This window comes from Citrobacter sp. C13, assembly GCF_014596815.2.
Taxonomy (GTDB): Bacteria; Pseudomonadota; Gammaproteobacteria; order Enterobacterales; family Enterobacteriaceae; genus Citrobacter; species Citrobacter portucalensis.
Window position 1 is genome coordinate 2,015,148 of sequence record NZ_CP115024.1, and the last position, 15,837, is coordinate 2,030,984.

14 protein-coding genes and 4 pseudogenes are annotated in these 15,837 nt (G+C 52.9%); 2 read left to right on the plus strand and 16 right to left on the minus strand.

Annotation, left to right across the window (positions count from 1 at the left end; all coding sequences use genetic code 11):
* The 6 genes and pseudogenes from IB222_RS09530 to argS all read right to left on the minus strand — a co-directional run bounded on the left by IB222_RS09530 (window position 1) and on the right by argS (window position 7,780).
* Window positions 1-291 (minus strand): hypothetical protein, encoded by a 291-nt coding sequence (locus IB222_RS09530; protein WP_148361855.1) that lies wholly within the window; start codon window positions 289-291, stop codon window positions 1-3.
* A 500-nt stretch (window positions 292-791) separates the two neighbouring features.
* Window positions 792-1,148, minus strand: a pseudogene (locus tag IB222_RS09535) (RHS repeat-associated core domain-containing protein); the annotation flags it as partial.
* A 136-nt stretch (window positions 1,149-1,284) separates the two neighbouring features.
* A complete protein-coding gene (locus tag IB222_RS09540; protein WP_149385226.1) occupies window positions 1,285-1,776 on the minus strand; it encodes a pentapeptide repeat-containing protein in 492 nt (163 codons plus the stop codon).
* A 422-nt stretch (window positions 1,777-2,198) separates the two neighbouring features.
* Window positions 2,199-4,907 (minus strand): annotated as a pseudogene (locus tag IB222_RS09545) (RHS repeat-associated core domain-containing protein); the annotation flags it as partial.
* 663 nt (window positions 4,908-5,570) lie between these two features.
* Window positions 5,571-5,882: pseudogene (locus tag IB222_RS09550) on the minus strand (DUF6531 domain-containing protein); the annotation flags it as partial.
* Window positions 5,883-6,046: 164 nt separating this feature from the next.
* Entirely contained in the window at window positions 6,047-7,780 is a 1,734-nt protein-coding gene (gene argS, locus IB222_RS09555; RefSeq protein ID WP_149385080.1) for an arginine--tRNA ligase, read from the minus strand.
* A 238-nt stretch (window positions 7,781-8,018) separates the two neighbouring features.
* Here argS and IB222_RS09560 point away from each other — a divergent pair, with 238 nt between their 5' ends.
* Entirely contained in the window at window positions 8,019-8,585 is a 567-nt protein-coding gene (locus IB222_RS09560; RefSeq protein WP_003833855.1) for a VOC family protein, read from the plus strand.
* A gap of 2 nt (window positions 8,586-8,587) precedes the next feature.
* A complete protein-coding gene (gene cutC / locus IB222_RS09565; RefSeq protein WP_063940881.1) occupies window positions 8,588-9,334 on the plus strand; it encodes a copper homeostasis protein CutC in 747 nt (248 codons plus the stop codon).
* A 230-nt stretch (window positions 9,335-9,564) separates the two neighbouring features.
* Here the strand turns inward: cutC and cmoB are convergent, their stop codons facing one another.
* The 10 genes and pseudogenes from cmoB to IB222_RS09615 all read right to left on the minus strand — a co-directional run bounded on the left by cmoB (window position 9,565) and on the right by IB222_RS09615 (window position 15,837).
* Window positions 9,565-10,533, minus strand: a complete 969-nt coding sequence (gene cmoB / locus IB222_RS09570; RefSeq protein ID WP_125112494.1) for a tRNA 5-methoxyuridine(34)/uridine 5-oxyacetic acid(34) synthase CmoB — start codon at window positions 10,531-10,533, stop codon at window positions 9,565-9,567.
* Entirely contained in the window at window positions 10,530-11,273 is a 744-nt protein-coding gene (cmoA, locus tag IB222_RS09575; protein ID WP_148361858.1) for a carboxy-S-adenosyl-L-methionine synthase CmoA, read from the minus strand. Before cmoA ends, cmoB begins: the two co-directional genes overlap by 4 nt.
* A 40-nt stretch (window positions 11,274-11,313) precedes the next feature.
* Window positions 11,314-11,709: an MAPEG family protein gene (locus IB222_RS09580; protein WP_003833847.1), complete on the minus strand. Its 396-nt coding sequence runs from the start codon at window positions 11,707-11,709 to the stop codon at window positions 11,314-11,316.
* 52 nt (window positions 11,710-11,761) lie between these two features.
* Entirely contained in the window at window positions 11,762-12,535 is a 774-nt protein-coding gene (locus tag IB222_RS09585; protein ID WP_166465560.1) for a DUF72 domain-containing protein, read from the minus strand.
* The gene (locus tag IB222_RS09590; protein WP_149385082.1) at window positions 12,514-13,827 is read right to left on the minus strand and encodes a site-specific integrase; all 1,314 of its coding nucleotides are present in this window, start codon (window positions 13,825-13,827) and stop codon (window positions 12,514-12,516) included. The genes IB222_RS09585 and IB222_RS09590 overlap by 22 nt, the downstream gene beginning before the upstream one ends.
* Window positions 13,828-13,885: 58 nt before the next feature.
* Window positions 13,886-14,122, minus strand: coding sequence for an excisionase family protein (locus tag IB222_RS09595; RefSeq protein WP_003839185.1), 237 nt, complete (start codon window positions 14,120-14,122; stop codon window positions 13,886-13,888).
* Between the two features lie 40 nt (window positions 14,123-14,162).
* Window positions 14,163-14,732: a 3'-5' exonuclease gene (locus tag IB222_RS09600; protein WP_057064719.1), complete on the minus strand. Its 570-nt coding sequence runs from the start codon at window positions 14,730-14,732 to the stop codon at window positions 14,163-14,165.
* Window positions 14,733-14,753: 21 nt separating this feature from the next.
* Window positions 14,754-15,008 (minus strand): DUF4222 domain-containing protein, encoded by a 255-nt coding sequence (locus IB222_RS09605; protein WP_000492059.1) that lies wholly within the window; start codon window positions 15,006-15,008, stop codon window positions 14,754-14,756.
* 23 nt (window positions 15,009-15,031) lie between these two features.
* Window positions 15,032-15,301: pseudogene (locus IB222_RS09610) on the minus strand (DUF550 domain-containing protein); the annotation flags it as partial.
* A gap of 170 nt (window positions 15,302-15,471) precedes the next feature.
* Window positions 15,472-15,837, minus strand: coding sequence for an HNH endonuclease signature motif containing protein (locus tag IB222_RS09615; RefSeq protein WP_001229290.1), 366 nt, complete (start codon window positions 15,835-15,837; stop codon window positions 15,472-15,474).

Sequence of the window (15,837 nt, forward strand, 5' to 3'; positions counted from 1 at the left end):
TTAACTATATCGTGTTGGGAACACACAACCTTGTGTTTCCGCCCAAAGACTGACGCCAAAAGTTATAAGTCCAAGCAACGCACCGCCATATATACAAACCAACATTAAAATAGAGAAATATTTATTTTCAAACATGAAAATACGCCGATACATTTCAAGCATGCCTGAAAAAGTATTCATGTCTATATTGTTTTTTTTACAAAATCTTACCCCGTAAAAAACAACAAATAAAGCCATTGAGAATACACAAAAAAATACAACAATTCTGGCAATTCTGATTTCTTCACACATATCATCCTCTACTAAAATACTGGAACAGATACACTTGGTGTATATGGTATTTTTACTTCGGGACCGATACCTGCACCAACACCAATATATACTTCAGGCCATGTTGATGTTTGAGCTATCTCAATACTAAAGATCCCCAATCCAAAAGAAGCCCCTGCGTTAACTTTTAAATCTTTGGCATCAGGGTCTCTAAACTTCAATCCACAGGTAGCAGAAGCTCGGGCACCAACAGCAGCTACTGGAAAGCTCATTAGTCCCCCCGGACCTGTCTTTTCATTAGCCGAAATTGTTCCAGATATACCACTACCTGCCGCTGCAAATGCTGAAGCCCGGCACTCTCCCGTAGCAATAGGTTTTGCAGATGGTGGAGACATAGCTTTAGCAATATCTTCGGGAGATTCGCCATTTTCACACATATGCAAACCGAGTGAAGATCGCTCACTGACTCCATAACCCATATTGCTAATAAATGATGATAATCCTAGCGCATCCACTTCCATAACTGGATTTAACGGATACGTATAAAAATTCAACCCGCCTTTCAACCCAATCGGATCCTGGGTGATATACCGTCCCTGCCCCGGATTGTAGTAGCGGTGACGGTTGTAGTGCAGTCCGGATTCGTCGTCATACTGCTGTCCCGGCAGGCGTATCAGCTGTTGCAGATTGTACGGATTATCTTCCCGCAGCACGTTGCTCCATTCGTCATACTCCGCACGCCAGCTGATGGTGCCGTCCTGGCTTATCAGCGCCAGCGGCAGGCCCCGGTGGTCGCAGTGGTACAGATGAAGCGTCCTTTCCGGGACCGGCTCCATCTGCGTCGCCATCTGTTCGCACCCGGCCAGCCACTGCCGGTTTTATCGCTGAAGCACTATTAGCATGTATCTCTATTAGTTATTGCCCCGCCATTATGTGGAGAACCAGATAATGGCAGGGCTTCAATATCTGCCATTGCTGTCTCCACTAAAGAAGAAGTGTGAGCTTGGAAAAAACCTAATTGTCACTATCATTATATACAGCGCCATTTAATGTAGGATCAAAACCATCTGGCCATAGTGTATATTTATCAAATAACGCATTTGTGACATTCATGCCATCATATCTCTTGAACAATAAGTTCGCTCCACACAAATTAGCACCAGAAAAATTGGCATGCCAAACATCTGCATTATTAAAATTTGCTTTAACCAATATAGATAGTTCAAAGTTTGCACCTATTGGCTTTGACTCTCTAAAATCCCCTCCACTTATGTCTGAATTATTAAGGAGAGCGTTCATTAATGCCGCTTGATAAAATATTGCATTCCTGGCAGATGTATATTGAATGAGAACATTTCTTAAATGAGCATTTTTAAATACAGTGCCATCCAGACAAAATTCATTGAGAATAGCTCGATGCAAATTCATTCCACTGAAATCATATCCGGTCAATGTTGTCGCATCGATATCAAGAAAATTATCTGTTACAAAATTTACTCTTATCATCTGTTCCCCCAGTCATCAATATCAGGATTAATCTGGCTAAATGGATGTATAGGTACTGTTAAGGGACGAGTTCCTGGCGTTACTGGAGGAAAAGTATCACATAATAAGCCAGCAACCATCCGGTGATTACCTTCAACAATAACGTCTTTATCCATTTCCACTGGAGGCGGCACACTTCCATTTTCCAGCATTTCTGTATATGCGGCTATGGCAGGAACTGAAACGTTTTGTTGCAAAGTCATTAAAGGGCTATCAGCTACAACCATTCTAATGTTTGCCGGGGTTGCAGGTAAACATTTTGCGTCCCCTTTGTTGAAAGTATTACTCCACCATTTTGTTAACGCTTGTGCAGCCCTGTTATTAAGCTCGCTTGTTGAGTTTGACATACCTGGCGCAAGGACTGGTGGAAATGGAAGTACATTCAGCCCCAGCGGATCCATATATATCACCGGATTTAACGGATACGTATAAAGATTCCATCCCCCCTCCAGCCCTATCGGATCCTGGGTGATATACCGTCCCTGTCCCGGATTGTAGTAGCGGTGGCGGTTGTAGTGCAGTCCGGATTCGTCGTCATACTGCTGGCCCGGCAGGCGTATCAGCTGTTGCAGATTGTACGGATTATCTTCCCGCAGCACGTTGCCCCATTCGTCATACTCCGCACGCCAGCTGATGGCGCCATCCTGGCTTATCAGCGCCAGCGGCAGGCCCCGGTGGTCGCAGTGGTACAGATGAAGCGTCCTTTCCGGGACCGGCAGCGGCTCCATCTGCGCCGCCATCTGTTCCGGCGTCAGGCCGCACCCGGCCAGCCACTGCCGGTTCTCATCGCTGATAACCCCGGCGCGCAGCTCACCTTCCAGGCGGTCCAGCATCTGTACCAGCGCCGGCGGGAACACCACGCCAGCGCCATCCTCGCTGCCTTCCTGCCGGAGTTTCTCCGCCAGCGTCCGGTGACGGCGCAGGGTATCCAGCTCCTCCGTGGCGGTCGCCACCCGGATGAGCGGCGTGAAGCTGCCGGGTTCGTAAATCGTCTGGACACGGTGTTGCGCCGTCTGCGTGGTGGTCAGCCGGTCGCCGTCCCAGCCGTACCAGGTGGTGTACGGCCTGTGCGACAGCGCCATCTGGTCATGGTCCGGATGTTCACGCTCCCGTTTCCACACCTGCTTTCCGATACGCCTGCCCAGCGGGTCGTGGAGATACCCTCCTTCCGCCTGCTTTTTGCCGTACTGTGTGCGGAGGTAGTGCACCAGCCGGTGCTGGTTGTCGTAGCTGTAGCGGTGTGTGCGTTCATCGTACATGCGGATGGCCCCGTCCGGGATACGGTCCGTCTTCTCCGTCAGCCTGCCGTAACGGTCATAGCGGTACAGGTACTGTGCATCCTGCACGATACGGTTATCCGGCCATACTGTGAGGAGGCTGTCCGGGTACAGTTCCGGGTCCGGCAGACGGTTGCCCGCCGGGTCGGTGGCGTAAGGGAGGCGGATATCCAGGCCGTCCGCAGTCATGCGCACGCCGGTGAGCCTGCCGGTCTGGCTGTAGTCGTATTCCCGGGTCTGGCGCGGGGTGCTGATGCGGGTCAGATGCCCGGCCCCGTCATACCCGTAGTCGCGGTTCAGAAGCGGACTGTTCAGGTGCCGGCTCAGCAGCTGTCCGGCCGCGCTGTAGCCGGTGGTGAGCGTGTATTCGCCGAAAAGGCGTTGTGTCTCCCGGTGCAGGCGGTCGCGGGTGAAGTCGATGAGTGGGGTGCTGCCGAGTTTCATTCCAGCCAGATAACCGGAGCCGTAAGTCAGCCACTCCACGGCAGGCAGTTTGTCTGATGTCATGCGGTGCGCCAGGCCAGCGTCGCTGTAGTCGTGCCGGGTCTCATGCTGCCAGAGCGGTTCGTCCGTTTCCGGGTGATGCACCACCTGTTGTTCGTGGATGAGACGGCCTTTCTCATCGTAGCCGTAGTGCACGGCGACCCGGTGGCCTTCACTGAGGTGGCTGATTTCCGCCAGCCAGCCGCGTTCGTTGTACTGCCACTGTTCCGCCGGTTCGCCGTTCACCGTGCGGTGCGTCAGGCGGTCAGCGTCATCGTAATACCACACCGTGACGAGGTCTTCGTCCTTACTGCACACCCTTTTCCCTGTCAGGTCATAGTCATACTGCTGCGTTCTCCCGTCAAAGCCGGTCTGCTGCGTCAGCCTGTCCAGTGCATCGTAAGTGAATTCAGTGTGGCTGCCGTTCTCATTGGTCAGCTGCGTCACCCGTCCGGCGGCATCGTACTGCATCCGGCGGGTCAGGCCGCCTGCGGTGATACTGACCGGTCTGCCGCCCGCATCGTACTGCGTTTCAGTGCGGTTGCCGTCCGGGGTAATCACTGCCGTCAGGTCGCCGGCCTCACTGTATTCATAGCGGGTCTCGCGGCCTGCCGCATCTCTCTGGCTGACAGGCCGGCCCCGGGTATCGTAAGCGCGATACTGGCTGAGACCTTCTTCCTGATGAACGGCTGTGACCTGCCCGAAACGGTCATAGTCATAGCGGGTTTCATACCCCGAACAGTCGGTGAAGCTCAGCAGTTGCCCGTGGCGGCTCCACACCATCTGCTTTTTGCTGCCGGTGGCGTCTTCGCTGGTGCAGGGGTATTCACTGTGCGGGTCATCATACACATAGCGGGTGATGCTCCCCTGACGGGAAGTCTGCGCAGTCAGGCGGCCATATTCATCGTATTCGTGCTTCTCCCGTAAACCGTCCGGGTGGGTGATACCGGTCAGCTGACGCCCGTCATTGTAATAAAACGCCGTCTTCCGGCCGTCAGGGGAGATAATTTCGGTGATGTTACCGGAAGCGATACTGTACCGGTATTCGGTTTTCCGGCCTGCCGCATCCGTCTGCGCGGTGAGCCAGCCCGGGGGGCTGTATTCACTGCGGGTCACGCTGCCGTCGGCGTATTCCTTTTTCACCACCCGCTTCAGGCCACCTTCGCCTTCGGTGTGCAGCACTTCCCGGCGGTGCAGGCTGTCGGTAATGGTGACGGCGTTTTTCCCGTATTCATAGCGGTAGCTCAAGCCTGCCGGATTATGCTGCTCCACCACACGGCCCGCTGCATCGTGGCGGTAGGTGGTCTGCGGGCGTCCGGCGTACTGGTGTGCCACCATCCTGCCCGGGGTATCCGCGGCATAGTCAAAGCGGCGAACCTGCACCCCGCCCCGGTCATACACCGCTGCCAGCTCCCCGCGCGGGGAATAGTCATAGCGCGCCAGCGGGGATGCCGGCAGGTTGTCCGGGTATTCCGGGTCGTGCGTCAGCCAGACGGCACCGAGGCGGACCCCGTCATCCTGGCCGTAGCGGGTGGCGGGCAGTGTGTTCATCTGCTTCAGCACCAGCCGGAAACGGCGGCCTGCGCCATCGGTCACCCCGGTGATATGGCCGCTGAACGGCCCGGCGGCATCACGGTGATATGAGAGTCTGCGCCCGAAACTGTCCACCAGCCCGGTCAGCACCCGGTACGGCGGCAGCGGGGCAGGAAGTACCTCATCCGGCTCCGGTACCCGTTCAGGCCACCCCAGTATCCACCATGGTCCCTGTGGGCTGTTTGCCGCCAGGTACTGATGCGGGCTCAGGCGGGTGTCTTCCGGCAGCGCCTGCCAGAGACGGTGCAGGGGATGACTCTCGTGCCGCTTCGCCACGCCGCCACGGGCGAGCCAGAAGCGTTCGCTGCGGCTGAAGGCCACTTCCCCCGGGAGCAGGTGTTCAAAGTGAATACTGCGCCCGCCGTTATCATTGAGGATAAGTTCCTCATCACGTATCTGTAAGCGAATATCGAATGGTGCTTTCCAGCCGGGGCCGAAGATGCCGGCCGGTGCCGGGGTACGGGTCCGGTAACTGCTGTAGGCGCGGGTGAGGACAAAGGGCAGCGGGCCGGGCAGGGCGAAATCGGTCTCACCGGGCAGGACCTTGGCGCCGAGCAGCGGGTTAACCGGGGAGCCGTAGGTGACACCGCCGGGACACACCGAGCAGGCGACGCCGGTGGGGGCGCCAATCATCACGCCCATGGAGCCCTGGGCTATCGGGCCGCCGAACTTCGTCATGTCGCCCAACCGGGCTGCCGGTTTACCGCCGCTCATGATTCAAATCCTTTTGTAAAACATCAGGATTTGCAGATTACGCCTGTTTGAGAATGTATTGCAGTGGTATCTGGGGGATAGGGAGAATATTCAGAAATCGTTTAGATCAGAAACAAAAAAGGCCTGAGTCCGGATTACAGACTCAGGCCTTATTGTTAGCTAACTTACATACGTTCTACGGTTTCGATACCCAGTGTATCCAGACCCAGCTTCAGCGTTTTCGCCGTCAGCTGTGCCAGTTTCAGTCGGCTGTTACGAATCTCTTCGTTTTCAGCGCTGAGAATAGGGCAGTGCTCGTAGAAGCCGGAGAACAGACCAGCAACGTCGTACAGGTAAGCACACATCACGTGTGGCGTACCTTCACGTGCAACGACGGTCAGCGTTTCTTCAAACTGCAGCAGACGTGCCGCCAGTTGAGCCTCGCGATCTTCGCTGATGACGACCTGCGCATTTGCCAGCGCGCTTTCGTCGATATCTGCTTTACGGAACACGGACAGTACGCGGGTATAAGCGTACTGCATATATGGCGCGGTGTTACCTTCGAACGCCAGCATGTTGTCCCAGTCGAAGATGTAGTCGGTAGTACGGTTTTTGGACAGATCCGCGTATTTCACTGCGCCGATACCGACCGCATTTGCCAGTTTTTCCAGTTCGTCGGCAGGCATGTCTGGGTTCTTCTCCGCGACCAGACGACGTGCGCGCTCCAGCGCTTCATCCAGCAGATCGGCCAGTTTTACCGTGCCGCCCGCGCGGGTTTTGAACGGTTTACCGTCTTTGCCCAGCATCATACCGAACATGTGGTGTTCCAGTGGCACTGAATCCGGCACATAACCAGCTTTACGTACGATGGTCCAGGCCTGCATTAAGTGCTGATGCTGACGGGAGTCGATGTAATACAGTACGCGGTCGGCATGCAGGGTTTCGTAACGATATTTGGCGCAGGCGATGTCGGTTGTGGTGTAGAGATAGCCGCCATCTTTCTTCTGAATGATAACGCCCATCGGTTCGCCTTCCTTGTTCTTATACTCATCAAGGAATACGACGGTAGCGCCTTCGCTTTCAACAGCCAGGCCTTTAGCTTTGAGATCGGCCACGATACCAGGCAGCATCGGGTTGTACAGGCTTTCGCCCATGACGTCGTCACGGGTCAGAGTAACGTTGAGGCGATCGTAGGTTAACTGGTTTTGCGACATGGTAATGTCGACCAGTTTGCGCCACATCTCGCGGAAGTATTCGTCGCCGCCTTGCAGTTTCACGACATAACTACGGGCGCGTTCCGCGAAGGCTTCATCTTCGTCGTAATGTTTTTTCGCATCACGGTAGAAACCTTCCAGGTCAGCCAGCGCCATCTCTCCGGCATTTTCCTGCTGCTGTTTTTCCAGCCACGCGATGAGCATACCGAACTGAGTACCCCAGTCGCCGACGTGGTTGGCGCGGATAACTTTGTGACCGAGGAATTCCAGCGTACGCACCGCCGCGTCACCAATGATGGTGGAACGCAGGTGACCAACGTGCATCTCTTTCGCTACGTTAGGCGCGGAGTAGTCAACCACGACGGTTTGTTTAGCCGGTTGAGTGACGCCCAGACGATCGGAAGCCAGCGCCTGCTGAACGTGCTGCGCCAGAAATGCCGGATCGAGAAAAATATTGATAAAGCCCGGGCCTGCAATTTTAACTTTGCTGGCAATCCCGTTGAGATCCAGATGAGTCAGCACCTGCTCAGCCAGTTGTCGCGGCGCCATACCCAGTTTTTTAGCGACAGCCATCATGCCGTTAGCTTGATAGTCGCCGAACTGTACTTTTGCTGACTGACGAACCTGCGGTTCGCAATCTGCAGGCGCACCTGCAGCAATCATGGCCTGACTGACTTTTTCTGAGAGAAGAGCCTGAATATTCACCGGAATACCTTACATTTATGAAGCGGCCTAAAATTCACCGCACCAGTTTAAGAATTAAGGGCGGGAGTATACTGCAAATGCCCGTTGCCGTCAGCATTGTGTGTACCGCCAGTAGCCTGAAATATAAACAATGCAATGGCGTAAATTTATTCATGATGTGTTCGGAGAAAACAGCGGTTGGATGGCGCAGCGCAACAGAGTAAATTAGCGACTTTGAACATGGATATGAGCTTTTAATATGGCGAACTGGCAAACCGTTGCAGAACTACAGGATATTTCTGCAGATTTACCGCATTTCACGCAGGCATTAACGGAACTTTCTACCCGTCTTGGGCTGGATATCACAGGCCTGGAAGCCGATCACATTTCCTTGCGTTGCCATCAAAATACCACCGCAGAGCGCTGGCGTCGTGGGTTTGAACAGTGCGGTGAATTGTTGTCAGAAAACATCATTAACGGCAGACCTATTTGTCTTTTTAAACTGCATGAGCCGGTTTGTGTGCAACATTGGCAATTTTCCATCGTCGAACTGCCGTGGCCGGGCGAAAAACGCTACCCACATGAAGGCTGGGAACATATTGAAATTGTTCTGCCGGGAGAGGCGGAAACGCTGAATGCGCGCGCGCTGGCGCTGCTTTCCGATCACGGTCTGAGTCAACCGGGCATTTTTGTGAAAACCAGCTCGCCAAAAGGAGAGCGTGAGCGTTTACCGAATCCGACGCTGGCGGTTAGCGATGGCAGCGTGACGATAAAATTCCATCCGTGGTCGATTGAAACCATTGTGGCAAGCGAACGTCAGGAGTGAGCATGGCTATACTGGAAATCTGCTGTTACAGCATGGAGTGCGCGCGCACGGCGCAGCAAAAAGGCGCGGATCGCATTGAACTATGCTCGGCACCCAAAGAAGGGGGCTTAACGCCGTCACTGGGCGTCTTGCGTTCCGTTCGCCAGCACATTTCGATTCCCGTCAATCCCATTATTCGCCCACGTGGAGGCGACTTTTACTACACCGAAGGTGAATTTGCTGCAATGCTGGATGATATTGCGATGGTCAGGGAACTGGGATTCTCAGGGCTGGTGACCGGCATTTTAGATGTGGATGGCAATGTCGATATGCCGCGCATGGAGAAAATAATGATTGCCGCCGGTTCGCTGCAAGTCACTTTTCATCGGGCCTTTGATATGTGTGCTAACCCACTCAATGCGCTTAAAAAATTAGCTGATTTGGGTGTTGCCAGAGTACTCACTTCAGGGCAAAAATCAGATGCGGCGCAAGGTTTAACAAAAATAATGGAACTTATTGCGCAGCCCGGTGCTCCAATCATTATGGCCGGAGCGGGGGTTCGCGCCTCGAATTTGTCCCTGCTCCTTGATGCTGGAGTGCAGGAAGTCCACAGTTCTGCCGGAGTATGGCTGGCTTCACCAATGCGTTATCGCAATTCGGGGTTGTCGATGTCTTCGGATGCGCAGGCGGATGAGTATTCGCGCTATGCGGTAGACGGGACGGCGGTTGCTGAAATGAAAGCAATCATTGCACACCATCAGGCCAACTGATTTTACCGTTGCATCATGTCGCCCAATATGATGCTTGCTCGTACCAGGCCCCTGCAATTTCAACAGGGGCCTTTTTTTATCCTTCTCCTGCATATTTCGGTCTGCTACTGCGTTGGCTTTCCTCGCGCACCCCGGTCACGTAGTTATCTACGCTCCCGAGGATTTGCTGCGTCGCCGCCTTGTCGCAAACCGAACTATTTTGGAGAAAATGTGCCACCAGTCAAAAATGACTAGGGCTTACGCGCAATTAAGACTGCACGCAGCGGGGCGGGGTAACCTTCTACCGTTTTGCTGTGGTCGTTCGGGTCGAGGAAGTCGGCCAGTGACTCGGTTACCATCCACTCGGTGCGGCGCTGCTCTTCGGTGGTGGTGACGCAGACATCGGCGATGCGCACATCAACAAAACCGCATTTTTCCAGCCAGTTTTTTAAAGCCAACGCAGATGGAATAAAGTAGACATTACGCATTTGCGCGTAGCGATCGCCCGGCACCAGTACGGTATTTTCATCACCTTCGACGACCAGCGTTTCCAGCACCAGTTCGCCATCTTTTACCAACTGATCCTTTAACTGCCACAGGTGTTCCAGCGGCGAGCGGCGGTGATAAAGCACGCCCATGGAGAACACAGTGTCAAAGGCGTTGAGCGCTGGAAGTTGCTCAATGCCCAGCGGCAGCAGGTGAGCGCGCTGGTCATTGCCCAGCAGTTTACGCACTGCCTCAAACTGGCACAGGAACAGTTGCGTAGGATCGATGCCAACCGCCAGATGCGCCCCCGCGCCAATCATGCGCCACATGTGATAGCCACTGCCGCAGCCGACGTCAAGAATGGTCCGCCCGGTGAGATCAGACAAGTGCGGCAGGACACGATCCCATTTCCAGTCGGAACGCCATTCGGTATCGATGTTGACGCCGTACAGCGAGTACGGTCCTTTACGCCATGGCATCAGGTTCCGCATCAGGGTGTCGATGCGTTTAAGCTGGCCTTCGCTGAGCGGTTCTTTACTTTCTGCGGTAACGCTGTGTAGTAAGTCCAGACGATGCGGCATCAGCTCGGGCAGAAACTCGACGGCGTTTGACCATTGCTTAAAAAGACCGTGCTGATCGCGCTGCCAGGCAGCGATTTGCGCCGGAAGCGTTTCCAGCCAATGGGACAGATGATTTTTGGCAATCAACTGATAAAAGTTACCAAAATCGATCATGCGCTAACCTCAGCTTTCAACGCCACCAGAGAGCCAAAGTTGAAGCACTGGAACCACAATTCGCTGTGCTCAAAGCCGGCCTGATGCAGTCGCGCTTTGTGCGTTTCTACCGAGTCGGTCAGCATCACGTTTTCCAGCATGCTGCGTTTCTGGCTAATTTCCAGTTCGCTGTAGCCATTGGCCCGTTTGAAGTCGTGGTGCATGTTGAACAGCAGCTCGCCAACGTTAGCGTCTTCGAAACTGAATTTTTCAGACAGCACCAGCGCGCCGCCGGGATTCAACCCTTGATAAATCTTATCCAACAATGCCTGGCGCTCAGGTGGCTCAAGGAATTGCAGGGTAAAATTCAGCACCACCATCGAGGCGTTTTCGATAGTAATGTTGCGAATATCGCCTTCGACAACCTCAACCGGGGTCGGTGCCTTATAGGCATCAATATGACGACGGCAGCGCTCAACCATCGCCGGGGAGTTATCGACGGCAATAATTTTGCAATTCTCGTGATAAATATTGCGACGCACCGAGAGCGTCGCCGCGCCCAGAGAACAGCCCAGATCGTAGACCTGCGTGTTGGGTTGTACGAAACGTTCGGCCAGCATGCCAATCATAGATATGATATTGGAATAGCCAGGAACGGAACGCTGGATCATATCCGGGAAGACTTCAGCTACCCGTTCATCAAAGGTCCAGTCACCCAGACTGGCGATAGGCGCAGAAAAAAGCGTGTCGCGGTGAGACATAACGTAAAAATCCGGGAAAAATAAAGTGGCGTATTGTGCGCTAATGCAGGGAGAAAACCAACTCCCAGGGCATATACCAAAGATTCGCCAGCACCATTAGCAACAGCGAACACCAGGTTGCGCTCATGCCCGAACGGCGCCAGCGGAATAGTCGGTGGTGGAATCCGTAATAATGCATCAGACGTCCGGCAATCAACATCAGCCCGCAAATATGCACCATCCACGTCTCTGCGCCGTTCATTTCCATAAATAACAGCAGCACTAATGCGACGGGAATATATTCCACTGCATTACCGTGAATGCGGATAGCGCTTTGCAGCTCGCTAAAACCTCCATCGCCATAGGCAACGCGGTATTGCATGCGCAGGCGAACGACGTCAAAGGAGAACTTTATTAACAATAACGCACCCAATACGGCATAAAGCGCGCTTACCATACAAACTCCCTTTTAAAATGGCTGCTGGCATTGACTATGATAGGTGGCATTTTCAGAAAAGAGAAGATTGCTGTGGAATAGAGGGAGCTGATCCGATCTCTGGCAGAGCACTGTGTAAATCTGCCCATAGCGTATCAACAAGCTCTGGGGCTTGCGCGATGTCCGGCGTATGCAAAAACAGATACGGCGTCGTGGTGCGTTGCCATAGCGGCAGCTTGGTCAGCCAGACGGCAAAAAGGGCGCTGTTTTGTGCCATATCATCGCTACCGATAAAGCGTACCATCGGATGGTTTGCCGTCACCACAGCATGCACCGGAACCTTCGGTTTTTTGCGCTGAGCGTCACGTATTGCTTCAGTATGTGGGATTGCGGCATGCACCGGGCGGCTGTCCAGAATCACCCGGTTTACTCCACGCTCGTGTAAACCGCGATTAAATAGCTGTTCGGCTTCGCCTTTGGCAAAGAAGTCTGGATGGCGAACTTCCACACCGTAGGTAAAGGGTTTCGGGAGCGCATCGAGAAACTGCCACAGGGCAGGCAGGTCGCGTGGGCTAAAGGTCGCGGGTAATTGCAACCAGTATTGTCCAATGCGCGATTCCAGCGGCGACATACGCGTAAAAAATTCCTGTACCAGGTCATCACAATTACGCAGCGCGGCCTGGTGCGAGATGGTCGCCGGAAACTTAAAACAAAATCGAAACGCATCGGTGGTCTGTGCCTGCCAGCGGGCAACAATATCGGCTTTAGGCAGCGCATACAGCGTAGTGTTGCCCTCCACGCAGTTAACATGACGGGCGTTAGGGGTTAACTTACTGATTTTAATAATCCTCCCGTACTGCTCTCGTGGCTATGGGGCATCAATGGGGCAAAATCTGCCAGCTTCTGATTCAGCATTGCGATCTGCTCTGCGCTGCTGTCAGCCATCCATGCACCGTAAACATTGAACACCATCTGCGCGCTCGCATGCCCCATCTGACTGGCAATAAAACTAGGGTTTGCACCAGCTGATAATGACCAGCACGCATAGGTGTGTCGTGACTGGTACGCCTTTCTGTGTCTGATCCCCGCACGCTTAAGTGCCGCTTCCCATGAGTCGCCTACTGAATCGACCCGGTAGATAAATCCGACCTGCTTACTGCGTCTGACCACATGCGGATTAAAGACGAATGTACACTCATGGTTCACCGAACGGCCGTACTCACGTAACTGCACTTCAATGTGATATTGCCTGCCCAGCCTTGTCATTTCAGCCTGATTTTTCAGGATACTGATTGCGGGCTGGATAAGATGCACCACTCGATCTGTGCTTGCCTCGGTTTTCGGTAGAGTGAACTCACCAAGTTTCGTATAATTACGTCTGACGGTAATTGTTCCAGCCTTCAGGTCGATATCTTCCCAGGCCAGGGAGACCAGTTCCCCGTGACGCATTCCTGTGTACACTGCTAATGACCACAGGTTTTTCGTCTGCTGATGCCGGCATGCATCTATCAGGCGAATAAATTCATCACGAGACAGAGGATCTGGTTCTGCCCTGGCTTTTTTCAGAGGCTTAATTCCCTCGAATGGGTTCACCTCTAAGTAACCGTGATCCGCAGCAAACTGAAACATTCCGGCCATTGTCGTCATGTAATAGTTCACAGTAACAACGCTTCGCCCTTTTGCCGGGGCTTTGTTTTTCGTCGGATTCTGATAACCAGTTAGCAAATATTTCCTGAGATACAGCAATTCCTCTTTGGTTACTGCTGACACCAGGCGATTACCTCCGATCCTCGGCACCATATTCCTTGCGACAGATTCATAGCGATTAAATGCGTTCGCGCAGATTTCCATCCGTTTCAGATCCAGCCATTTTTCTTCAAGTTCTTTCACTGTAATGTCTTTTTTACTTACACCAAAAGCCTTGAGGTTAGGGGAGTCAGGAAACTGGGTTGCATAATCAAAGGTTCCTGTGCGGATGGCAAAACATACTGATGTCCGCAGTTCCCCGGCTATCTTCCTGTTCTTAGCGGTGTCAGGGACACCGAGACTTTCCCTGACACGCTTACCTTTAAAATTAAACCAGATGCGTAATGTGCCACCGTGGTTTTCGACGCCTGTTGGATATGTGACTTTATCCATTGGTGTTACCTCCAGACGCCCAAGAGCGATACGAGCTTACCTTTTTCATGGCATCAAATCACCCTGGTTGCTTGCTTTTCATTGAAGCGACCCAGGCATCTACAGCCTTTCTGTTATACATGCACTCACTGGAAGGTTTAGGATTTCCGTCAGGCGATACGTGGATATACTCCCTCCCAATCATCCAGCATTCTTTTCTGGCACGGAGGATGGTTCCGGGTTTGAGCCCAGTAACCGCGATCAAAACGCTTTCACAAACCCAATCGTTGGGAGCTAACTGGAAAATATTGCTCATAGTTATTTCTCCATTATCCCGGCTGCACCCGGGGAAAACTTTAGCTGTTGCTGGTGGTTGGGATTAGTTTCTGCCAAATCGCTGAAACATATTTCGCCTGGTGGCGGGCATCAGCCAGTGCGTTATGTGCAACCCCATCAAATGGCATATCACGCTTAGGATCGAAACCTACAGCTCTGCCTAATGTGACGATGGTTCTGACGTCGTGATCATTCCAAAATTGCCACGGGCAAACCTGGCCGGCACGCTCATATGCGCCGCGCAATATAACGTTGTCGAAAGTAGCTCCATTGCCCCAAACTTTTAAATATTTAGGGTTATCAGAATGCCGATTAATGAAATGGCTCAGTTCAGATAGGGCAGATGATATCGGCATCGCATCATCAACACAGATTGCTGATCGTGCTTCTGAGCTTTGTCTTAACCACCACAGAATAGTGTCACCATCCGGCACCGCTCCCTGCTCCATAGCGCTTTCAAGATTAACAGCGGTGTAAAACTCCTGACCCAGTTCACCGCTTTGCGGATCGAAGAATACGGCACCAATGGAGACAATAGGGGCATTCGGTTTTTTGCCCATGGACTCAAGGTCGATCATTAAGTTGTTCACGTTAAATATTCTCCTGTTTGGCTATTCAGTAATCTTGCCGCGACGCATCGCACGTAGGTTTTTCAGGTTTGTTTCCTGCTCTATTTCGGCACATATTTTGCGATACTCATCATGCTCCACTCGTTCAAAATCTTCGTTAAAGCGTTTGATGCTAATCGTTCTCAGCTCGCCATCATTGCGTTTAATTCGGACCGAGTGATCACTACAGCTATGGATAATTACGGGCCAGTTGCTACTGTCCGTGTAGATTTGACCGCGCCGAATCAGGCTAAACATTCTTATTTTTTCTCCTGCTCTGACTGTTCTTTGATATGCAATCGAGGTTCCCCGTCTTTCGGCTCAGGCCATTGGCGAACCTTATTTATAGCCAGCTTTTTTATCATTGCCTGGGTAATCTGCTCATCACTGATACCGGCACGACGTTGCGCATCCCATAACAGGAATTGCATGTCAGCCCATTCGCTAAGGTCGCCTGGTTCAGCAGCAGCCTCGAGCGCTTCTTTGGAAAGGTGCTTCAGCGGACCAACTGGACCGACATCGCCGAAAGTAGCCTGTGACCACGCTGCATGCTCACGGCGTACCAGCTCGCGGGCAATAGCCCCATCAATCACCTTCAATACATCAGCGAGAATGTAGGCTCTGTTCCCGCCGTTTGAGTATTGGGTATCATGCAGCAGGTGTTCGCGTATCTGGTGCGGGCGATCGAGTGATACAGGACCGTGCGCCGGGTGGTTAGTTGTCATGCCGTAGCCCCTTCTTGATATTTTTCAAACCAGAACACCACTGGGTCAGATTTCATTTCAACCAATCCCATACGAACCAGCGCTTTTCCTTTCCCGGACACAAGGAATTCACGACGACCATCACCGATAATTCGCCGGTAATCTTCCAGGCTACTGCAATGCTTGTGCAGATTGCATGGGTGGCATGCTGGAACCATGTTTGATATATCGTCACGTTCCTGGTGAAGCATATTCCCATCAAAACGAATGACAGGCTTAACGTGGTCGGCATGCCACTTATCACCAAGCTCGCACCCGCAATAAGCACAGCGACCGCCAAACTTCATGCGTAGCTCTGCGCGTTGTTTTTTCGTCAGCGCCAT